Annotated in this window: 19 protein-coding genes; 7 read left to right on the top strand and 12 right to left on the bottom strand. The window is 61.3% G+C overall.

Going from position 1 to position 21,512, the window contains the following annotated elements:
• The first annotated feature begins 147 nt into the window (after positions 1 to 147).
• Entirely contained in the window at positions 148 to 1,575 is a 1,428-nt protein-coding gene (locus QMX91_RS02765; RefSeq protein ID WP_027611592.1) for a mechanosensitive ion channel family protein, read from the top strand.
• 301 nt (positions 1,576 to 1,876) lie between these two features.
• Here QMX91_RS02765 and ycaC read toward each other — a convergent pair whose 3' ends face one another.
• The 6 genes from ycaC to QMX91_RS02795 form a co-directional block, all read right to left on the bottom strand.
• Complete coding sequence (gene ycaC / locus QMX91_RS02770) at positions 1,877 to 2,500, bottom strand: isochorismate family cysteine hydrolase YcaC (protein ID WP_007961287.1); 624 nt, start codon at positions 2,498 to 2,500, stop codon at positions 1,877 to 1,879.
• A 68-nt stretch (positions 2,501 to 2,568) separates the two neighbouring features.
• Positions 2,569 to 4,407 carry an amidohydrolase gene (locus tag QMX91_RS02775; RefSeq protein ID WP_150369093.1) on the bottom strand — a complete coding sequence of 613 codons (1,839 nt, stop codon included), beginning with the start codon at positions 4,405 to 4,407 and terminating at the stop codon, positions 2,569 to 2,571.
• 30 nt (positions 4,408 to 4,437) lie between these two features.
• Positions 4,438 to 5,064, bottom strand: a complete 627-nt coding sequence (locus tag QMX91_RS02780) for an antibiotic biosynthesis monooxygenase (RefSeq protein ID WP_095136682.1) — start codon at positions 5,062 to 5,064, stop codon at positions 4,438 to 4,440.
• Positions 5,057 to 5,473: a DoxX family protein gene (locus tag QMX91_RS02785; RefSeq protein WP_098964597.1), complete on the bottom strand. Its 417-nt coding sequence runs from the start codon at positions 5,471 to 5,473 to the stop codon at positions 5,057 to 5,059. The genes QMX91_RS02780 and QMX91_RS02785 overlap by 8 nt, the downstream gene beginning before the upstream one ends.
• Before the next feature lie 214 nt (positions 5,474 to 5,687).
• Complete coding sequence (locus QMX91_RS02790; protein WP_223007908.1) at positions 5,688 to 6,611, bottom strand: LysR family transcriptional regulator; 924 nt, start codon at positions 6,609 to 6,611, stop codon at positions 5,688 to 5,690.
• Positions 6,612 to 6,668: 57 nt separating this feature from the next.
• Positions 6,669 to 6,800 carry a hypothetical protein gene (locus QMX91_RS02795; protein WP_262415589.1) on the bottom strand — a complete coding sequence of 44 codons (132 nt, stop codon included), beginning with the start codon at positions 6,798 to 6,800 and terminating at the stop codon, positions 6,669 to 6,671.
• 118 nt (positions 6,801 to 6,918) lie between these two features.
• On the opposite strand from QMX91_RS02795, the gene QMX91_RS02800 reads away from it, so the two are divergent.
• Positions 6,919 to 7,374 (top strand): helix-turn-helix transcriptional regulator, encoded by a 456-nt coding sequence (locus tag QMX91_RS02800; protein WP_134786794.1) that lies wholly within the window; start codon positions 6,919 to 6,921, stop codon positions 7,372 to 7,374.
• 34 nt (positions 7,375 to 7,408) lie between these two features.
• Here the strand turns inward: QMX91_RS02800 and QMX91_RS02805 are convergent, their stop codons facing one another.
• Entirely contained in the window at positions 7,409 to 7,978 is a 570-nt protein-coding gene (locus QMX91_RS02805) for a flavodoxin family protein (RefSeq protein ID WP_027611586.1), read from the bottom strand.
• Between the two features lie 355 nt (positions 7,979 to 8,333).
• On the opposite strand from QMX91_RS02805, the gene QMX91_RS02810 reads away from it, so the two are divergent.
• Positions 8,334 to 11,141, top strand: coding sequence for a winged helix-turn-helix domain-containing protein (locus QMX91_RS02810; protein ID WP_282412203.1), 2,808 nt, complete (start codon positions 8,334 to 8,336; stop codon positions 11,139 to 11,141).
• Here the strand turns inward: QMX91_RS02810 and QMX91_RS02815 are convergent.
• Positions 11,106 to 12,575 (bottom strand): winged helix-turn-helix domain-containing protein, encoded by a 1,470-nt coding sequence (locus tag QMX91_RS02815; protein WP_282412204.1) that lies wholly within the window; start codon positions 12,573 to 12,575, stop codon positions 11,106 to 11,108. The two genes, QMX91_RS02810 and QMX91_RS02815, sit on opposite strands and share 36 nt — an antisense overlap.
• 90 nt (positions 12,576 to 12,665) lie before the next feature.
• On the bottom strand, positions 12,666 to 13,616 hold the full coding sequence (locus tag QMX91_RS02820; RefSeq protein WP_134786797.1) for a GlxA family transcriptional regulator: 951 nt from the start codon (positions 13,614 to 13,616) through the stop codon (positions 12,666 to 12,668).
• 220 nt (positions 13,617 to 13,836) lie between these two features.
• On the opposite strand from QMX91_RS02820, the gene QMX91_RS02825 reads away from it, so the two are divergent.
• Complete coding sequence (locus tag QMX91_RS02825; protein ID WP_095136690.1) at positions 13,837 to 14,559, top strand: pirin family protein; 723 nt, start codon at positions 13,837 to 13,839, stop codon at positions 14,557 to 14,559.
• A gap of 52 nt (positions 14,560 to 14,611) precedes the next feature.
• Here QMX91_RS02825 and QMX91_RS02830 read toward each other — a convergent pair whose 3' ends face one another.
• Together QMX91_RS02830 and QMX91_RS02835 are read right to left on the bottom strand one after the other, a co-directional pair.
• A complete protein-coding gene (locus QMX91_RS02830; protein ID WP_227698838.1) occupies positions 14,612 to 15,100 on the bottom strand; it encodes a hypothetical protein in 489 nt (162 codons plus the stop codon).
• A gap of 171 nt (positions 15,101 to 15,271) precedes the next feature.
• Positions 15,272 to 16,147 carry a LysR family transcriptional regulator gene (locus tag QMX91_RS02835; RefSeq protein ID WP_282412205.1) on the bottom strand — a complete coding sequence of 292 codons (876 nt, stop codon included), beginning with the start codon at positions 16,145 to 16,147 and terminating at the stop codon, positions 15,272 to 15,274.
• A gap of 109 nt (positions 16,148 to 16,256) precedes the next feature.
• Between QMX91_RS02835 and QMX91_RS02840 the strand changes: the two genes are divergently transcribed.
• The 3 genes from QMX91_RS02840 to QMX91_RS02850 all read left to right on the top strand — a co-directional run bounded on the left by QMX91_RS02840 (position 16,257) and on the right by QMX91_RS02850 (position 19,561).
• On the top strand, positions 16,257 to 17,447 hold the full coding sequence (locus tag QMX91_RS02840) for a YbfB/YjiJ family MFS transporter (RefSeq protein WP_282412206.1): 1,191 nt from the start codon (positions 16,257 to 16,259) through the stop codon (positions 17,445 to 17,447).
• Positions 17,448 to 17,508: 61 nt separating this feature from the next.
• The gene (locus tag QMX91_RS02845; RefSeq protein ID WP_134786800.1) at positions 17,509 to 18,507 is read left to right on the top strand and encodes an NAD(P)H-quinone oxidoreductase; all 999 of its coding nucleotides are present in this window, start codon (positions 17,509 to 17,511) and stop codon (positions 18,505 to 18,507) included.
• A gap of 109 nt (positions 18,508 to 18,616) precedes the next feature.
• Positions 18,617 to 19,561: an alpha/beta fold hydrolase gene (locus QMX91_RS02850; RefSeq protein ID WP_098964607.1), complete on the top strand. Its 945-nt coding sequence runs from the start codon at positions 18,617 to 18,619 to the stop codon at positions 19,559 to 19,561.
• On the opposite strand, the gene QMX91_RS02855 is transcribed toward QMX91_RS02850, so the two are convergent.
• Positions 19,558 to 21,369 (bottom strand): ABC transporter ATP-binding protein, encoded by a 1,812-nt coding sequence (locus QMX91_RS02855; RefSeq protein WP_282412207.1) that lies wholly within the window; start codon positions 21,367 to 21,369, stop codon positions 19,558 to 19,560. The genes QMX91_RS02850 and QMX91_RS02855 overlap by 4 nt on opposite strands.
• Between the last annotated feature and the right edge of the window lie 143 nt (positions 21,370 to 21,512).

Raw genomic sequence — 21,512 nt, forward strand, 5'->3', positions numbered from 1 at the left:
GGTGAGGGGATTCATCCCCGATGGGTTGCGAAGCGACCCCGCCGTTAACCAGAAAGGCAGGGGACTGCTGCGCAGTCCATCGGGGATGAATCCCCTCACCACAAAAGCCTCTTCTACACCAACGTTCATGCAGTTCCGGAGATCGCCATGTCCATCCTCCTCACTCACCCACTGTCCTGGAGCGCCGCCCTGCTGCTGCTCGACGCGCTGCTCTGGCACCTCGCTCCGTTCCAGCATCGCGCACCGAGAGTCGGCATTCGCCTGGCGCTGTTTCTGGCGTTCAGCGCACTGATCATCAACGCCGAGATCAGCCCGTTGCAGGCGCCGCTGTTCGCCGATGACCGGGTGATGCAACTGGGCGCAACGGCGTTGGGGATTGTCTGGTGGCTGTACGCCGCGCGGGTGCTCACCGAGGTGATCGGTCTGGCACTGATGCGGCGCATCGGCCACAGCGGTCGGCTGTTGCAAGACGTGATCGGTGCGCTGGTGTTTCTGGCGGCGATCGTCGCGGCCGCCGGCTATGTGCTGGAACTGCCGGTCAAAGGCTTGCTGGCGACCTCCGGGGTAGTGGCGATCGTCGTCGGTCTGGCATTGCAAAGCACCTTGAGCGACGTGTTCTCGGGGATCGTGCTCAACACCACCAAGCCGTATCAGGTCGACGATTTCGTGGTGATCGACGGTGTCGAGGGCAAGGTCATCGACATCGACTGGCGCGCCACGCATCTGTTGACCAGCAGCGGCACCCTGGCGGTGGTGCCGAACTCGGTGGCGGCCAAGGCGAAGATCGTCAATCTCAGTCGCCCGACCAACCTGCACGGGGTGTCGATCAGCATCAAGGTGCCGAATCACATTCGCCCGCGGCGGGTGCTCGACGCCCTCGACCGCACGCTGCAGGGCAGCAGCAGTCTGCTGCTCAATCCGCCGCCCAAAGCCGTGTTGAAAGAGGCCGGCGAGGAGATGTCGGAGTACGTCGCCAGCGGCTTCATCAGTGAGCTGAGCAAGAAAGGCGAAGTGCGCAATCAACTGTTCGACCTCGCCCATCGACATCTCGAAGCCGCAGGAATTTCCCGGCATCCCGATGGCGTGATCGAGCCCTCGACCCGCGCCCGGGCGTTGCTCGATGAAGTGAAAGTTTTCCGCTCGCTGAGCCATGAAGAACGTGATCGCCTCGCCGAATCGATGGTCGCGCAGCAATACGCGGCCGGTCAGGTGGTGCTGGGGCTGGATGAAGTGCCCGACAGTCTGTTTGTCATCGCCACTGGTGTGGTCAGTGCAACCGTGCCCGACGGCAACGGCCAGACCGAGGCCGGACGCATGGGGCCGAGCGAGGTCATGGGCGAACAGAGCATCCTCGCCGATACCCCGTCGCAAGCCACGTTCACCGCGCTGACGTCGAGCATCATCTATCGCCTCGACAAAGCGCTGACCCGCCAATGCATGGAGCAGCGCAGCGAAGTCGGCCAGGCGCTGAACAAATTGCAGGCGGTGCGACAGCAGAACAGCCGGCTGGCGTTGATGGCCAAACCGGTGGCGGTGCGCAAGGGTGGTTTTTTAGGTTGGCTGCAAAAGCGCTGATGCGAGAGCAAGATCAAGAGCCCCCCTCACCCCAACCCTCTCCCCCAAGGGGGCGAGGGGGAAAGGGAGCCGATCTCCGTGTACTTCAATTTCGGAGATCGGCTCGGTATTGCAGGTCGGCGTATCGCGAACAAACCCCTCGGTCAGTCCCCTCTCCCCCAAACGAGGGGAAAGGGAGCCGATCTCCGTGTACTTCAATTTCGGAGATCGGCTCGGTATTGCAGGTCGGCGTATCGCGAACAAACCCCTCGGTCAGTCCCCTCTCCCTCTGGGAGAGGGCTAGGGTGAGGGGCTTCAGGCATCACTTGGCCGTGAACTTGGTGTAGCTGTTGATCAGGTTGCGATAGTTCGGCAGGCGTTCGGACAGCAGATGCGCCAGGCCTTCCATGTCGTTGCGCCAGTCACCTTGCAGCTCGCACGCTACCGAGAACCAGTTCAGCAGGTGTGCACCGGCGGCCGACATGCGCGCCCACGCGGCTTGTTGCACGGTGGTGTTGAAGGTGCCGGAAGAATCGGTGACCACGAACACTTCGAAACCTTCAGCAATGGCCGACAGGGTCGGGAATGCTACGCAAACGTCCGTCACCACACCGGCGATGATCAGTTGCTTGCGGCCGGTGGCCTTGATCGCCTTGACGAAATCTTCGTTGTCCCAGGCATTGATCTGGCCAGGGCGCTGAATGAACGGTGCATCGGGGAATTGCTCGCGCAGCTCAGGCACGATCGGGCCGTTCGGGCCGGCATCGAAACTGGTGGTGAGGATGGTCGGCAGCTTGAAGAACTTGGCGATGTCGCCCAGCGCCAGCACGTTGTTCTTGAACTCGTTAGGGGTGAAATCCTGTACCAGCGAGATCAGACCGGTCTGGTGGTCGACCAGCAGCACGACCGCATCATCTTTGTTCAGACGCTTGTAGGGAACGCTCATGGGAAACTCCTCGGTGGATGGTTGTTGCGTGAGGCGCCGACCGGTTGGCCGGCGCTTTTTTGTAGTGATCAGAAAGCGAAACAGGAACAGCCGAACGCGCCCCAGAACCCGGCAAAGTCGCTGACCGGTGCGTTCGACAGTCGGGCTTTTTCATGGCTGTGCGCGTGCACTGCGCAGGCACCAACGCACTGGTGCACTTGCGCCTGCAAAGGCGAGTTCGGGCGCCAGTGGCCCGGCACCTTGACCACCGGCGACCAGTCCGGCAGCACAGGGATCGAGCGTGGGCCGAGGTCTTCGAAATCGCCGGCGGCGTAAACGATCTTGCCGCCGACCACGGTCAGCACCGACTCAATCCACTTGATCGCTTCTTCCTCGACGTGGAAGAAGTCCGCGCTCAGCGCCGCCAGATCCGCCAGTTGCCCGACCTTGATCTGGCCCTTCTTGCCCTGTTCCGACGAGAACCAGGCGCTGCCGTGGGTGAACAGTTCCAGTGCGGTAGTGCGTGGCAGACCTTCTTCGTACAAGGCCAGACCGCCGACGGTGCGACCGCTGACCATCCAGTACAGAGATGTCCACGGGTTGTAGCTGGAAACCCGCGTGGCATCGGTGCCGGCGCCGACCGGTATGCCTTCGGCGAGCATGCGTTTGATCGGCGGCGTGGCTTCGGCGGCTTTCGCGCCGTAACGGTCGACGAAGTATTCGCCCTGGAACGCCATGCGATCCTGAATCGCGATGCCGCCGCCCAGCGCCCTCACCCGCTCGATGTTCTGCGGGGTGATGGTTTCCGCGTGGTCGAAGAACCACGGCAGACCGTTGAACGGAATGTCACGATTGACCTTCTCGAACACGTCGAGCATGCGGCTGATCGATTCGTTGTACGTGGCGTGCAAACGGAACGGCCAGCGCTGCTCGACCAGATGGCGCACCACCGGTTCCAGCTCCTGTTCCATGGTCTGCGGCAGGTCCGGACGCGGTTCGAGGAAGTCTTCGAAGTCGGCGGCGGAGAACACCAGCATCTCGCCAGCGCCGTTGTGCCGCAGGTAATCGTCGCCCTGATGCAACTTGACGCTGCCGGTCCAGTTCTGGAAATCAGTCAGCTCTTCTTTGGGCTTCTGGGTGAACAGGTTGTAGGCGATGCGCACGGTCAACTGATCATCCTTGGCCAGTTGCTCGATCACCTGATAGTCATCTGGATAGTTCTGGAAACCACCGCCGGCATCGATCGCGCTGGTCAGGCCGAGGCGATTGAGTTCGCGCATGAACTGCCGGGTCGAGTTGACCTGATAGTCCAGCGGCAGCTTCGGCCCCTTGGCCAGCGTCGAGTACAGAATCATCGCGTTGGGTTTTGCCACCAGCATCCCGGTCGGATTGCCGTTGGCATCACGCACGATCTCGCCGCCCGGTGGGTTCGGCGTGTCGCGGGTGTAACCGGCGACGCGCAGTGCGGCACGGTTGAGCAGCGCGCGGTCGTACAGGTGCAGGACGAACACCGGGGTGTCTGGCGCGGCCTGATTGAGCTCTTCAAGAGTCGGCATGCGTTTTTCGGCGAACTGGAATTCGTTCCAGCCACCGACCACACGCACCCACTGCGGAGTCGGCGTACGGTCGGCCTGCTCCTTGAGCATGCGCAACGCATCGGCCAGCGACGGTACGCCTTCCCAACGCAGTTCGAGGTTGTAGTTGAGGCCGCCACGGATCAGGTGCAGGTGCGAGTCGTTGAGACCGGGGATCACGCAGCGCCCGTGCATGTCGATCACTTGCGTGGCCGAACCACGCAGGGCCATGGCCTGGGTGTCGTTGCCAACGACGACAAAGCGGCCGTCCTTGATCGCCACGGCACTGGCCAGCGGCTTGCTGCGGTCTACGGTATGAAATTGGCCATTGAACAGAATCAGATCGGCGTTCATCGCAGTTCCTTTCGAGTAGATGAATGGGTGTCAGCGTGACGGCTGTTTCGCCGGCTCGACGTGAGCATGGGCCTGACCGGCTTCCAGCCACGGCGCGAACAACCGGGTCACGCGGGGCATGAACACGTACACCACCGACAGGACGATGGTCAGGGTGATCAGGAACGTGGCGACCACGTAGTTGGAAAGCAGCGGATGCAGCTTGAGCAGCGGCCCCCAGATCAGCGGCACCAGCAGCGTGTGCGGCAGAATCACCAGCAGGGTGATCACCGCTTGCTTCCAGCGCGGCGGCGGCTTCGCGGCATCGGCCAGCGGCGCGAACCAGAATTCGTTGACCGGCGCGACTTCGGTCTGGTCGCCATCAGCGAGCATCGGCGCCGCCTCATCCACCAGCGCCTGGCGCTGCGGCGACTCCAGCCACAGCTGCATGGCCTCGGTGGAGGAAAAGCGCAGGACGCAGGTGTAGGTGTCGAGACCGGCCAGTTTGCCGCGCACCACGTCGACCCCGAGGTGACCGTCGCGCTGCCCGGCGACCCGGACGATGTTGCGCAACCATGCTTCGTAAGGCTGTTCAAACCCGGCCTTGACCCGGTGCTTGACGATCAGGGTCACGGTTTCACCGACCCCCGGTGCTTTTGGACTCAGGGCTTCAGGCATAACGCAGCACTCCGGGCAGACGAACATTGAGCGCCAGGCGTCCCGGCCCGGCGATAAACACAGTGGCGAACAGGATCAACAGCAACCAGCCGAATTGCCCCTCGGCCACACTCCATTGCGGATGCACGACCAGCAGCGCCACCAGCAGAACAAAAAGAATAGGCAAGCAGGCCAATCGCGCCAGCACCCCGGCGACGATCAGTAGCGGACAGAGGACTTCAGCGAAAATCGCCAGGCAGAGTGTGAGGTGCGCGCCGAGGTGGAACGGATCTTCGATCTGCTGCAATTGCGCGTTGAAATCCAGCAGCTTGGGCAAACCGTGGACCCACAGCAGGAACAGCCCGCCGCTGACCCGCAGAAACAGCAGACCGACATCCTGTGCCTGTTCATCGTGTTGTGATGCGCTCATGACCCTACCCTTTAATCCTTATCGGGTTGAATCATGCTCGGTGCGGGCGAGGGAAAATTGAATGGATGTGCTCTCTTTCAGGCGAGTCGGATTCCTGTGCGAGCGAGCCTGGTGCGGGCGGCGATCCGACAGTGGCGTCCGGTCAGCCAGCATCATTGTTGAATGACACACCGCTTTCGCGAGCAAGCCCGCTCCCACAGGGAAATTTGGCGCGTCAGGAATGCGGGATATCCAGCGGCGCCGCCATGAACTGGCTGATCCGCGAACGCAGCCAGCGCTCGGCCGGGTCGTTATCGTGCACCCCGCTCCAGGCCATCGACAGCTGTGCGGCGTCGATCGGGAACGGTGGATCTTCAGCGCGCAGGTTGCAGCCTTCGACAAGTGCGCAGGCGGCATAGTCCGGCACGGTGGCAATCATTTCAGTGCCGGCGAGCAACGCACGCAAACCGCTGAACTGCGGCACGCCGAGCACCACGCGCCGACGCCGGCCAACCTTGGCCAGGTCCAGGTCAATGTTGCCGCTCAGGTCGCCGGAGAACGACACCATTGCGTGCGGGCGCTCGCAGTATTCGTCCAGCGTCAGCGGCCCCGGGCGATCATCGCCGCGTAGCACTTTGCAGGGAATGTCGCGCAGTTTCTTGCGCTTGGCGTTGGCCGGCAGATCGGTGGTGTAACTGACCCCGACCGAGATTTCCCCGGACGCCAGCAGCGCCGGCATCAACAGATAATTGGCACGGCGCACCACCACGACAATCCCCGGTGCTTCCTGCTGAAGCTGTCGCAGCAGCGGCGGAAACAGACCGAACTCGGCGTCGTCCGACAGGCCGATGCGGAACACGTCGCAACTGCTCGCCGGGTCGAACTCCTTGGCCCGGCTGACCGCGCCGGAGATCACATCCATCGCCGGTTGCAGCTCCTGCAGAATCGCCAGCGCGCGGGCGGTCGGCTCCATGCTGCGACCGTTGCGCAGCAGCAACGGATCATCGAACAGGTCGCGCAAACGACCCAGCGCCGCACTGACCGCCGGTTGGCCCATGAACAGTTTTTCAGCGACGCGGGTCAGGTTCTTTTCGAACATCAGCGCTTCGAAAATCACCAACAGGTTCATGTCGACGCGACGCAGATCGTTACGGTTCATGGGCTCGTGTTCCTTGCTTGAGAAGTCGTGTTCAGTCAGGTGCGATAGCGCCGTACTTTACTCGATCAACGGTACGTTGGCCGCGCGTTTGTATGGGCCGTATTCCACCGGTATCCATTGGAAGTGTTTGTCGAGGGCAGCGACTTGCAGCGATGTGCTGAGTTCAACGTTTTGCGGCGCAATTAACAACGTTTAACTCGTCAGTCTTCCGGCCCCGTCCAACAATGAAACCCTCTGCGAAACATTGTTTTTTTGACCAGAGGGAAACGTGCCGAGCGTGCGTTGCCCCCCGACACGGACATTGGCCATGGCTCACTTACAACAAACAGTCGCCCTCGCCCCCTCCAGCGAATTCCGCACACCGCGCATCGGCGGCCTCAGTCCGCAACGCGAACGGCGGGCCAAACAGTTGATCCTCGATCGCCTGGGTGAAAGCCTGGAAGTCACCGAGCTGGCAGAGGCCTGTTCGTTGTCACGCAGTCATTTTTCCCGGGCGTTCAAATGCAGTACCGGACTCTCGCCACAGGACTGGATCCGCACCCAGCGCATCGCTCGCGCCAAGCAGTTGATCCGGCTCACCCACTTGAGCCTGACGCAGATCAGCCTGGAATGTGGCTTCTGTGATCAGGCACATTTCTGCCATATCTTCACCCGCAGCGAAGGGATCAGCCCTTTCGCCTGGCGGTGTCGTGAGGTGCCGGGCATGAAGCCCGAAAGACCGCAACCAGCGGCCGCGCCTGTCGGCATACGCCTGGCGGTCTAGACGCTGCCGCGCGCCAAGCTCATTTCCCTGCGCTTCATTGCTGCCTCAAACGCTGCGCCACTTGCGCCACCCGCTCGCCCAGGTGTGCCGCCGTACGCCGATCTTCGAGCGGCGGCGCCTGCTCGGGGGGCTGTTCGACATTGGATTGGGACATGGCCCCGAGCGCGCTGCCCAGACGATTCAACTGTCCATCGAAGCAGCCCGCCACCGAGCGCGCCGGGAGCAGGTCGAGCCCCACCCAGATCATCGAATGCTGCGCGGCGAACACCGCCATTTGCAGCAATGTATTGAGCTTGTCGCCGCACAGGCTTCCGGAATTGGTGAACCCGGCGGCAACCTTGTTGCGCCACGGTTTCGCCAGATAGAACGCCGCGCTGGCCTCCATGAAATGCTTGAAACCCGCCGACGCGCTGCCCATGTAAGTCGGCGCACCGAAAATGATCGCGTCGGCGCGGTGCAACTCATCCCAATAGAACTCGACTTCTTCTACCGCCACCAACCGACAGGTACTGCCCAAGTGCCGTTCGACGCCCTGCGCCACGGCTTCTGCCATGACGCGAGTGTGGCCATAGCCGCTGTGATAGACCACCACCACGTTGCTCATTGCGCCGTCCTCCGCTCGGGTGCACTCCATTGCAGCCATCAGGTCCTGGCCTGAGGCCAGGCTTGATTCAGCGGATTTTTGGGGTTGAAGCGAACACAGACGAGTTAATCGTTGTTAATTGTCCGCGAGACAAAGCGCTGGTCTGAACATTGCAGCGGGCAAAAATGCCGATCGCAGCATCACTTTCGAGCATTGCCGGCAATCTGCACGTTGCACTGATGCCAGAACCTGCGGAATATGTCCGCAAAACTGCGGATTAGAAGGCTTGCGTGCCGCTGACGCTGATCCGCGCTGCCCTTCACGGAGGCTTCACACGCCGTGGGCAGGATTATAAAAATTTCGCAGGAGTGAGCTGTTGAGTCTTCCCCCGAATCAGGCCCTCGGTTTCGGCCCCTATCGGATTCAGCCCGGCAAACGGCTGCTGCTTGAAGGCGAGCAGCCGTTACGCCTGGGCCGACGTGCCATGGATATTCTGCTGATCCTGCTGGCGCATGCCGGCGATGTCGTGAGCAAGCAGCAACTGATTGCCGGCGTGTGGCCGGACAGCGTCGTCGAAGACATCAATCTGCGGGTGCACATGGCGGCGTTGCGCAAAGCCCTGGGCGACGGTCAGGGCGGGCAGCGATACATCGTCACGGTGGCGCAGCGCGGCTACAGCTTTGTCGCACCGATCAGGCTGCAATCGATCGAACAGCACACCTGTGCAGAGACCGGCACCCGGCATAACCTGCCACTGCGCCGCACGCGAATGATCGGCCGCCAGCCGCTGGTCGACAGCCTGATCAGGCAGTTGCCGCGCCAGCGCTGCATCACGCTGGTCGGCCCCGGCGGCATCGGCAAAACCACCGTGGCCCTGCGCGTTGCCGAGCAGATGATCGGCCACTATCGGGACGGTATCCGGCTGCTGGATCTTTCGCCGATCAACGACGCACGAATGATCTGCTCGCACCTGGCGGCCCTGCTGGATGTGGTGCCGCATGACAACGATCCGCTGACCCACCTCGTCAATGCGCTGCGCGAGCGCCAGATGCTGCTGGTAATCGACAATTGCGAACACCTGATCGACGCCATGGCACTGCTCAGCGAGAGCATTTTGCGCGGTGCGCCGCAGGTTCACATTCTGGCCACCAGCCGCGAGAGCCTGCGTGCCGAAGGCGAGTATGTGCAACGTCTCGAATCCCTCGATTACCCGCCGCCTATTGCCGTGCTTGATCGTGCGCAGGCGTTGAGTTTTTCGGCACTGCAACTGTTTGCCGAACGCGCCCTGGCCGCGCACGAGGGCTTTGAATTGAGCGACGCCGAGTTGCCCGATGCGCTTGAAATCTGTCGGCGTCTGGACGGCATTCCGCTGGCGCTGGAGCTGGCGGCGGCGCAGGTTGGAGAACTCGGCCTGCAGGGTTTGCTCAGCCAGCTGCAAGGGCGTCTGCCGGTAGTGGCGGCCGGCAACCAGAGCAGCGTGGAGCGCCATCAGACGCTGCGTGCCACGCTGGACTGGAGCTTCAACCTGCTCACCGATTGCGAACAGACCTGCCTGCGCCGGCTCGGCGTGTTTCGGGGTGGCTTCACGCTGGAGTCCGCCGCTGCGGTGATCGGTGGACAGCAGATCCAGCCCGGCGAGGTGTTCGGTTCGATCACACAACTGGTCGCCAAATCGTTGCTCAACGTCGAAGTCGGTGACGAGGAAGTGTTCTATCGGTTGCTCGACACCACGCGCCGCTATGCCCTGGAAAAACTCGAGCAAGGCGCCGAACTCGCCGAAACCCGCGAACGCCACGCTGAACGTTGTCTGGCGCTGATGTATCAGGCGCAGACCGATTGGGAAACGACCTCAACCGCCCTGTGGATCGAACGCTACGCACGCGGTCTGGAAGACCTGCGCGCGGCGCTCGACTGGAGTCTGAACGGTGCAGGCCCCGATGATGTGGGGATTTATCTGGCCGCGACCTCGGCGCCCCTGTGGCAAGAGTTGTCGCTGCTCAAGGAATACGGCGGTTACGTGCGTCAGGCGCTGGCCCTGCTGGAAAACGCTGCCGAACCTTGCCCTCGGGTGAAGATCGCGCTGAAACTGGCGCTCGGCAGCGCCTGCTACCACACCTGGGGTGGTACCCCGGAAACCATCGCCGCATTCGTCGATGCCCATGCGCTGGCGCAAACGTACGACGACGTGGCTGGCCAACTGCGTGCGGTGTCCGGGCACATGGCGGTCAACCTCAGCTGTGGCCACTATCGGTCGGCGCTGGAACAGAGCGAGCAGTTTGATCGGCTCGGCCTGCACGGCGACCCGCAGTTGTCGCTGAGTACACATCGCCTGCGGGTGTTGGCGCTGCATTACGCCGGCGACCAGCAGCAGGCACGCCTGCATGCCGAGCAAGTGATTCAGCGCATGGCGCAAAACGGCAACCCCAACCGCTTCACCCATGGCTTCGGCGTGCAGTACGACCAGAGCGTCGCCTCGCTGACGGTGCTGGCCCGGGTGTTGTGGCTGCAAGGTTTCCCTGAACAGGCCTGGCGTACGGCCAGGCAGGCACTGGACATCGCCGTGCAAATCAACCACGGCACCTCGATCTGCTACACCTTGGCGCTGGCCAGTTGCCTGATTGCTCATTACAACGGTGACCCGCAAAACGCCCGTGCTTTGCTGCAGCTGTTGCTGGAGCAGGCGCAGAAGCATTCCGTATTGCTGTTCTATCGCTGGGCACGGCAATACGCGCAGGTCCTCGACGCCGATGCCGCCGTGCCGATAGCGACCGATGACAGCGGTCTGATCAGAGAAATCATGGTGACCCTGGACAGCCGCTTTGTTGATGATGCGTTGCTTGAGCGGGCACACAGCGGAGCGGCAGGCTGGAGCACGGCGGAGATTCTGCGGGCTCGGGCCGATCGGATGTTGATTGAAGATTCGGCTTGCCCCGACAGCAACACCCGGCAAGCCGAAAAGGTCTTGCTCCAGGCACTGTCGATCGCGCAAACCCAGGGCGCGCTGGCCTGGGAACTGCGCAGCGCCACTTCGCTGGCGCAGTTGTGGCAACGGCAGAACCGCTACCGCGAAGCACTGGAGTTATTGAACCCGATCTATCAACGCTTCACCGAGGGCTACGCCACCCCGGACCTGCGCAAGGTGCGCTGGTTACTCGACGAGTTGGGCCGCCAACTGCGAGCCTGACACCCAACGACTGCGGCTGACGAAGCGCGCATGCCGACGCTCGTACTCGTTGGATTCACCGCTGCGTTCCAGTTGTTCGCGGGCGTATCGACGAGTGGTGTTGAGCATGCGATAGCGCAACCCGGCACTGCCCCGCTCCACCGCCAGCAAAGACTTCTGCGCCAACCGATCAATCATCAGGGCCAACGTCGACGGAAGTAATTGCGCGCAACTGATGACGCCCATCGCCGCATCAATGGCAAACGCCGTTTTGAAGACCGACAGGCGTTGCAGCACCCGCTGTTCCTGCTCACTCAGGTGCTGATAGCTCCAGTCCAGCGCGGCTTTCAGGGTTTGATGGCGTGGCACGGCAGTACGCCGACCATGGCTGAGCAGCTGTAAACAATTGTCGAGTTGAGACTGCAAGCCGACCAACGCCAGCGCATCAATGTGCGCCGCCGCCAGTTCAATCGCCAGTGGCAGCCCATCGAGCCGCCGACAGATGTCGCGCACAGCATTGAGATCCTGTTCACGCAGGGTAAAACCCTGCTGCCGGGCTCGGGCACGACTGACAAACAATTGCACGGCCGAATAGCTCATGGTCTCTTCGACACTGCCCAACGCTGAGGACTTGGGAATGGCCAGTGGCGGCAGGGTTTGCACGGTCTCCAGACTGGCCTGCAATGCTTCGCGACTGGTCGCAAGAATCGACAACCGTGGCGCGGCCTCCAGTAAACGTTCAACCAGAGCCTTGCAGGCTTCACGCAGATGCTCGCAGTTATCCAGCACCAGCAAGCTGTGACGCGCTGCCAGCGTGACGAGATCGGTTTCGAGGGTGTGCAACAGATAATCGAGCAGTGGCGTAGCGTCGTTGACTACCGCCAGGTCCACCAGCCAGACCCCGTCGCGAAAATGCTGTAACAGCAACTCTGCAGCACGCAACGCCACCGTGGTTTTGCCGACACCCGCAGGCCCCGTCACGGTCATCAATCGGCACAGTGGCAATTGCCGCACCATCGAGCCCACCACTGAATCGCGACCGGTCACCGGCGTCAGCCGCACAGGCAGGTTGTGTTGTGGCGCTTGCAGGTGTTCCAGGGCCACGTGCTCGAAATTGTCGCCGTGCACCGGAGCAACGAAGCTGTAGCCACATTGCGGCACATTGACGATGTAGCGCTGGCCGTTCTCACCGTCACCGAGCGCCCGGCGCAGGGCGGCAATGTGGACGCGAAGATTGATCTCTTCGACCACCGAAGTGGGCCAGACCCGTGCAATCAACTCTTCCTTTCTGACCACTCGGCCTGCACGCTCGACCAGCACCTGCAGAATATCCAGCGCACGCCCGCCCATGCGCAGTTGCCGATCCCCGTCGAGGATCAGCCGTTGGCGCAAATGAAAGGCGTAAGGGCCGAAATACAGGACTGACGCCGAGTGCAAATCGTTGAGGCTGTTCATGCCAACTATCTTGGCAGCCTGCGATGACGGCACAACCTTCACACAGGGCGCAGCACGGACATCCGGGTGCGCACAACGGACAGAACCGCTCTAGCTGAACTGTTCGCGGTATTGCACAGGCGTAAGGCCAAGTTTTTCCGCGAACAACAGACGCATGTGCCGAACACTGCCAAAACCACTCTTGTAGGCCACGGTTTTCAAAGGCAGGTCAGTGGTTTCCAAAAGATTTCGTGCGCAGTCGATACGCGCACTTTGCAGGAACTCCATCGGCGTCATATTGATGTCGCGGACAAACGTCCGCGCGAAGTGCCGTGCACTCATGTTGGCCAATCCTGCCATGCGCTCGACACTGAACACTTCGTCGAGATGGTCCAGGACGTAATTCTGTACTCGGGTGATCGGTGTTTCCTGAGGCGCCACCGCCGCCATCAAGGGGCTGAACTGCGCCTGTCCGCCTTGACGTTTCATTACCACCAGCAGCACTTTGGCGACGTCCTGGGCCAACTTCTTGCCGTGATCCTGCGCCACCAGCGCCAGCGCCAGGTCGATGCCGGCCGTGACCCCGCCAGAGGTGATCAGATTGCGATCCTCAATGAAAATCTGGTCGGTGGCGACGCTCGCCTTTGGAAATGCCTTGATCAGGCGTTCGGTGTAGTTCCAATGAGTGGTCACCCGATAGCCGTCGAGCAACCCGGCATGGCCGAGCACGAAGGCACCGGTGCAGATCGAACCATATCGCTCGGCACAGGGCACCGCCGCTTTCAGCCAGGCCAGCAACGCCGGGTGTTTTTCGTTGTAAGCCCCCGGCCCTCCTGGCACCAGCAGCAAATCGTAGCGCTCAAGGGCTTGTTCGATATGCCGGTCGGTGTGTACCAGCACACCGTTGGACGCACGCAACGGCCCGCGCTCGGTGCCAAGGGTCGTCAGCTGATAGTGCGACTCCGGTTTCAAATAGCGATTGGCCACCGAAAACACTTCCAGCGGCCCGGCCATGTCGAGCAGCAGAAAGTCGGGGAACAACACCATGGCCACGGTTTTCATGGGGTACACATCACTGATAATGAAAAATGGACGGACAAGACTGGCTGAGCATTATGGCCAACTGCGACACAATCGTCGGAAAAAAATACGTGATCAAGCGCACACAACTGTCAACCAGAAAGGGACAGTATTTCAATTTCCATCTACTTATTACCCCGAAGAGTAAACAGTAACCTTCTCCTCACTCGGACGAATTCACGTCCCCCCAGGAGATTTCATCATGCTGACTCTTCGCAAAGCCTCCGATCGTGGCCTCGCCAATCATGGCTGGTTGAAGTCGTTCCACACCTTTTCCTTTGCCAGCTACCGCGACCCGCGTGAACAGGGTTTTTCCGACCTGCTGGTGATCAACGATGACCGCGTTGCCGCCGGAAAAGGTTTCGGCCAGCACCCGCATCGCGACATGGAGATCTTTTCCTACGTGCTCGAAGGTGCGCTGGAACATAAAGACACGTTGGGCACCGGCTCGGTGATCCGCCCTGGCGACGTACAACTGATGAGCGCCGGCAGCGGCGTGGCGCACAGCGAGTTCAACCATTCGGCCACCAAGCCCGTGCACTTTTTGCAGATCTGGATTGTGCCGGAGATCAGCGGCGCCAAACCGCGCTATCAACAGGAGCACTTCAGTGCGCAAAAAAAACGTGGTCGCCTGCAACTGATCATCTCGCCGGACGGCAGCGATGGTTCGCTGACAGTACGCCAGGATGCGCGGGTTTACGCCGGGTTGTTCGACGGCAAGGAAAGCGCCACCCTGAAACTGTCGGCCAACCGTTACGCCTACGTACATGTGGCTCGCGGCAGTGTTGAACTCAATGGCCAGTTGCTGCAGGAAGGTGATGGCGTGCGGGTTCGTGAGGAACAGGCATTGACCCTGAGCAATGGCGTGGATGCCGAAGTCCTGGTGTTTGACCTGCGTCCGCAAGAGCTGCCGCAAATGCCATGAGGCATGGGTTTTCAAAGCCAACAAAAACGGCCTTCGATTGAAGGCCGTTTTTTTATTTTGGCAACACCGATGATGGCAACTCGGCAGGCTTGGCAGCACCGACATCTTTGCCCGCCTGAACCGCCGCCAAGGTTGTTTGTATCGCTGCATACAGGTTGGCCTGACTGGCGAAATAGCCACCAACGACAATGCTGACCACACCAAACAGATGCACAGCCGTTGCCATCCAGACGTTGGCATTGACGGTACCCGCCTTTTTGAGCGCCTCTCTGGACTCGATGGCAATGCCTTGAATCATCGAGTCGTAGCGTTTATCCCGTTCGACCTGAATGCGCTCATTCGCCTTGTCTCGCTCTGCCTGGGAGCAAAGGAACTCTCGGATATCTGCATGCACTCGCTCTACCCGAGCATCCATCCTTGCCTCGATGGTCTCGATCCTGGCGTTGAATTCTTCACGGCTGATAGCGTTCATGGCTTGTGTGTTACGACCTTTGCTCAATGTGTCGAAGCTTTGATATTGCTCGAATTCCCTGGCTTTCAATCCGATCCCCTTCCCTGGGTTAGCGATACCTTCTCTGGCGCACCGATTTCCTGGCGCTGCGAGTTGCATCAACCTTAGGACTGGCGCTCCAAGCCCACAAGCCGGCAGATTCTGCTGTGGATGTAGGGCGTTTCATCAGACGATGTAGCTTCTCCAAAGCGCTTTGAGCCGTCACTCATTCTCCAGTGCAAACGCCTCGACAATCTGCTCAATCACCGCCCTGACCCGTGCGGTGTGGCGCAAGTCCGCGTGGGTCACCAGCCAGACCTCATACGGTTGCGGGCGATTGCGCTCCGGCCAAAGCCTGATCAGGCCATCGCGCTCGCCCATGTATACCGGAATTTCTCCTACGCCCAGGCCAGCCGCAATCGAGCGGCGTACCAGCAGACTGGAGCTCAGACTGGCGACAATCCGCCCGCGATGCAGCGGTTCGCAAACCAGCGTCATGTCCTTGTGCGTCTGCAAATACGGTTGGTAGACCACCAGATCATGGCCTTCGAACGCGGTACCCTGAGGCGGGATGCCATGGGCGTCGATATACGCCTGTGATGCGAACAATCCCACGGGCCAGCGCGCAATCCGCCGCGCGATCAGATCGGGATTGTCAGGCCGGGTATTGCGCACAGCGATGTCGGCCTCGCGCTTGGCCAGGCTGAGGATCTGCGTGGAGGCGTCGAGTTGCACACGCACGTCCGGGTGCTGCGCGTGCAGGCGGCTAATGGCCGGGATCAGGAAGTCGATGGCCAGCGAGTCGGTAGTGCTGACGCGTACGGTGCCGGTCAGACGATCATCCAGGCCCTGAATCTGCCGCTCAAGTTCCAGCGCCGAATGCTCCATTTTTTCCACGCTTTTGAGCGCGACCTCGCCGACCGCGGTCAATGCGTAGCCGTCGGAGGTGCGCAGGAACAAGGTCGCGCTCAGGGACTTTTCCAGCGCCGTGATCCGTCGCCCGACAGTCGCCTGATCCACCCCCAAAACCCGCGCTGCGCCGCGTAATGTCGACTCCCTGCATACCGCGAGAAATACCCGCGCATCATCCCAGTTCATGCTGCCCGCCCCATGCAAATTTGCATCACTATAAAGCCAAATCGCTGCATTACCGCAGCAAAGATAGCCGATATTCTGAGCGCCATAGACCTTCCTCAGGATCGCTGTCATGCGTACATCAACCTCAGCCTTACCGATTTTCTCGGGACTCTGCGCCAGCCTGGTCGGCATTGGGCTGGCACGTTTTGCCTACACACCGCTTATTCCCTCGCTGATTCAGGCGCAGTGGTTTTCTGCCAATGACGTGGTCTACCTCGGCGCAGCCAATCTGGTCGGCTATCTGATCGGCGCCCTGCTCGGCCGGCCGATAGCGCGGCAACTGGGCAATAAAAACGCCCTGCGACTGATGATGCTGCTGGTCACCGCAGCGTTTTTTGCCTGTGCATTTCCATTGTCGGTGAGCTGGTTCTTTGGCTGGCGGTTGCTGTCGGGGATTACCGGCGGCGCCATTATGGTGCTGGTGGCGGCGACTGTTCTGCCCCACGTGCCGGCATCCCGCAAAGGGCTGGCCAGCGGTGCGATTTTTCTCGGTATCGGCCTGGGCATCGCCGCCTCCGGAACCCTTGTCCCGCCCTTGTTGAATATGGGCCTGCCCGCCACCTGGTTGGGACTGGGCGGATTGTCGTTGTTGCTGACCGCGATCAGCTGGTTTGGCTGGCCTGCTGATCTACCGCACCCGACCGCCATTCACGCAGGCGCGACGGTTGAGCCAACGCCCTCCGCCGTCTATTTGCTGTTCGGCCAATACGCATTCATGGCCGCAGGTCTGGTGCCGGCCATGGTGTTTCTGGTGGATTACGTGGCTCGCGGGCTCGGTGCCGGGGCGCAGATTGGTGCACTGGTTTGGGTGATGTATGGCCTGGGCGCAATTGTCGGCCCGGTAAGTTACGGCTTTCTCGCGGACCGGCTTGGCGCGCGGATGGGCATCCGGCTGGTATTGGTGGTGCAGGCGATTGCGCTGGGACTGCTGGCGGTTTCCCACTCTTTCATCGCGTTAGCCGTGCTGGCAGTGATCATCGGTTCATTCCCGCCCGGCATCGTCCCGCTGGCCTTGGCCCGCGTGCATGAGCTGGTGCCGGATCACCATCGCCAGCAAATCGCCTGGAGCCGCGCGACCGTATCGTTTGCCACGTTTCAGGCGCTGGCCGGATTTGCCTATTCGGCGCTGTTCAATGCCACGGGCGGTCAGCACGCAATGCTCTTCGTGATCGCCGCAGGGGCGATTGCCGTGGCGATCCTTCTGGAGCACGCCCTGAAATGGCTGCCCTCAGCGACTGAACCACGCGTCTGTGAAAATTGAAGGGAATCATTGCCCGCGGGCTGCGCTCCCATCTTCAGAACCTAAAGCAACAGGAATCGACATGACTTTGCCCAACGAAATGACCCGGATCGAAATCACTCAACCCGGTGGCCCGGAAGTCTTGCAAGCCAAACGTGTGTCCCTGCCCGTCGCGGCAGCCGGCGAAGTGCTGATCCGCGTGCATGCCGCCGGGATCAACCGCCCCGACGCCCTGCAACGCGCCGGCAAATACCCGATGAAGCCGGGCATGAACCCGATCCCCGGTCTGGAAGTGGCCGGCGAAGTGGTGGCGCTGGGTGCCGGTGTCAGTCAGTTTGCCGTGGGGGACAAGGTCTGCGCGCTGACCAACGGTGGCGGTTACGCCGAATACTGCAACGTCCCGGCCGGGCAAACCCTGCCGATCCCCGATGGACTGGATTGGGTGCAGGCCGCCGCTATCCCGGAAACCTTCTTTACCGTGTGGGCCAACCTGTTCGGCCTCGGCGACGCTCAGCGCGGTCAGCGCGTGCTGATTCACGGCGGCACCAGCGGCATCGGCACCACCGCGCTGATGCTGTGCCGCGAGTTCGGCATCGAAGCCTTCGCCACCGCCGGCAGTGCCGATAAATGCGCGGCAATCAGCAAACTGGGTGGGCAGCCGATCAATTATCGCGAGCAGGATTTCGCCACGGTCATCGCCGAAAAAACTGCAGGCCAGGGGGTGAACGCGATTCTCGACATCATGGGCGCCTCGTACCTCAACGGAAATGTCAGCGCGCTGGCGATGGATGGCCGGCTGGTGATGCTGGGCTTTCTTGGTGGCGGCAAGGCCAACGACATCGACCTGCTGGCGATCATGGCCAAGCGTGCGGTGATCACTGGCTCGTTGCTGCGAGCGCGCACCGCAGAGGAAAAAGCCGAAATTGCCGAGCAACTGCGCGAACACGTGTGGCCGGCGCTTAACGCCGGACGCTGCCTGCCGATCATCGATAAGGTTTATTCGCTGAACGATGCCGCCCAGGCGCATGCGCGCATGGAAGGTGGCGACCACATCGGCAAAATCGTCCTGCGCGTGGGCTGAGCTGCAGCATTTTGTAATCGTTGCGAGTAGACGGTGGTCGAAAAAGTCACGCGCAGACCGAGCCTTCTGGTAAAAAGCCTTCTTTGTCTGCGTTGTGGTGAACCGTTTAATGTTCCTGTCCTTCATGACCCGTTTGCGTCGTCGCCGTCTGGCGTTCGCCTGCATGGCTGCGCTGATCATTGGCGTGCCGACGAGTTGTGCGGTGCTCGAACACACCGAGCGCAAACTGCTGTTTCGCATCGAACCGGGCACGGCCGGCTGGTATCACGGCTTGCCGGGCAGCGTGCAGGAACTCGACTTGCAGCCCAAGAGCTTCAAGGCCGGGCAGAATATTCATGCCTGGTGGTGGCCCGCAGAACGACCGAACGCTCCGGCGATTCTCTATCTGCATGGCGTGCGCTGGAACCTCACCGGACAGCTGTTCCGCATCGAGCAATTGCGCGCGGCCGGCTACTCGGTACTGGCGATCGACTACCGTGGTTTCGGCCAGAGCAAGGGCGATCTGCCTTCGGAAAGCAGCGTGTACGAAGATGCCCGTGTGGCGTGGGAGCGCTTCAAACTGCTGCAGCCCGACCCGAGCAAGCGCCTGATCTACGGTCACTCCCTGGGCGGTGCCGTGGCGATTGATCTGGCCGCCGAACTCGGCCAGGACGCGGCTCGGGACCATACCCCGCTGCCGGTCAAAGGCCTGGTGATCGAGTCGACTTTCACCTCTCTCGCCGATGTGGCGGCGGCGGTGGCCAACACCTCGCTGCCGGTACGCTGGCTGCTGTCGCAGAAATTCGACTCCATCGACAAGATCGCCGAAATTCACATGCCGCTGCTGGTGGTGCACGGCATGGCCGACGCGTTCGTGCCGCCGCGCTTCAGCGAGCAGCTGTTCAACGCCGCCCGACAACCGAAACGATTGCTTCTGGTGCCGGGTGCCACCCACAACAACAGCATGGCGCTGGGCGGGCAGAATTATCGCAAGGCGATCGATGCGCTGATGCAGTCCAAACCCGCGCCGCGCGTGGCCGGCCCAGCATTGGTGCGCAGTGCGCAGGATTCCTAGCGATAGCCGCGAGCCTGCAGATCGAACAGCTTGGCGTAGTGCCCGTTTGCAGCGATCAGGCTGTTGTGATCGCCCTTCTCCAGTATCCGTCCGCCCTCCAGCACCATGATCTGATCGGCATTGCGCACACTGGAAAAGCGGTGGGAAATCAACAAGGTCATGCGCCCTTCGGTGTGCTGGCTGAAATGCTCGAACACTGCCGCTTCCGCTGCCGGATCCAGCGCCGAGGTCGGTTCGTCGAGAATCAGGATGTCGGCATCGCGGCGCATGTACGCCCGGGACAAGGCAATCTTCTGCCATTGCCCGCCCGATAACTCCTGACCGCCAGCAAACCAGCGGCCCAACTGCGTGGCATAGCCACGGTCGAGGCCTTCAATGAACGGCGCGGCCATGCCTTCGGCCGCTGCGGCCTGCCAGCGCGATTCATCGTTGAACGCCGAGGTATCCCCCACGCCGATGTTTTCACCCACGGTGAACTGGTAGCGAATGTAGTCCTGAAAAATCACGCCGATACGCCGCCGCAAGGTGTTCTCTTCCCAATCCTGCAAATCGCTGCCATCAAGCAGAATCCGCCCCTGATCGGGCCGATACAGGCGCGTCAGCAATTTGATCAGCGTGGTTTTGCCTGAGCCGTTCTCCCCCACCAGCGCCACACTCTTGCCCGGGACCAGGTGCAGGTCGATGCCTTCCAGTGCTGCACGGCTGGCCCCCGGATAGCGGAAACCGACGTTTTCAAAGCGCAGGCCATCACCCGGATGCGCGCCGACGGTGAGATGACCGCAATCAGCCAACACCGGTTCGGCCAGATACTCATACAGGCTCGACAGGTACAGACCGTCCTCATACAAACCGCTGATCGCACTCAGGCTGCTGCTGACCGCACTCTGCCCCTGCTTGAACAACACCAGGTACATGGTCATCTGACCGAGACTGATATTGCCGTGCACCGCATCGATCACCACCCAGGCATAAGCCAGATAGAACGCCCCTGTACCGAGCAAGCCGAGACCGAAACCCCAGCCATCACGACGCAATGTCAGGCGCCGATCCTCGGCGTAGAGCTTGGCAAAAGTGTCCCGATAACGCTGCAGCAGCAACGGCGCAAAGCCGAACAGCTTGACCTCTTTGATGTAGGCCTCATGGGACAGCAAGGTTTCGACGTAATTTTGCTGACGACTCTCCGGGGCCCGGCGGGTGAACAGGCGGAAAGCGTCGCCGGAGAAATGCGCCTCGGCAAAGAACACCGGCAACGCGCCGATCACCAGCAACAGCAGTGCCCACGGCGAAAAATGCACCAGCAGCACACCGAAGCTGATCAGCATGATCAGGTTCTGGATCAACCCCAGCGACTTCATCACCAACGCCAGCGGCCGGGTCGAGGCTTCGCGGCGCACGCGCACCAGCTTGTCGTAGAACTCGGAGTTCTCGAACTGCACCAGCGACAGGGTCTGCGCCTTTTCCAGAATCAGCGTGTTGACCTTCTGCCCCAACTGCACCCGCAACAACGACTGCTGCACCGAGAGCGCCCGTTGTGTACCGGACAACAACGCCAGCACGCCCGCCTCCATCAGTACATAACGCAACACCGGCCACAGCGGTGCATCGCCCAGCTGCGCGTGCAACTGCATCGCCGTCACCACCGCGTCGACAATGCGCTGGCCCAGCCACGCGGCCAGCGCCGGCAGAACGCCGGCAATCAGGGTCGCCAGCACCAGGCCCAGAAATAAACCGCGTGAAGTCGCCCAGACCAGCAACAGGGCGCGCCGGGCCTGATCGAACAGGGCGTTGAAGCGGGAAATCAAAGGCATGGCAGAACAAGCTCGATAGGTCGTACAGGGTGTCATGGTACTCCGCAGGTTTTATCCGTGCTGAAGCGCGGCGTTTTCAGAAGAAAAACATCTGGAAAAACTCTGGCCGTTGCGGCGTCCAATGCTTTGCTATGGTTTAACCG

The organism is Pseudomonas sp. PS01299, from assembly GCF_029960145.1.
GTDB lineage: Bacteria > Pseudomonadota > Gammaproteobacteria > Pseudomonadales > Pseudomonadaceae > Aquipseudomonas > Aquipseudomonas putida_A.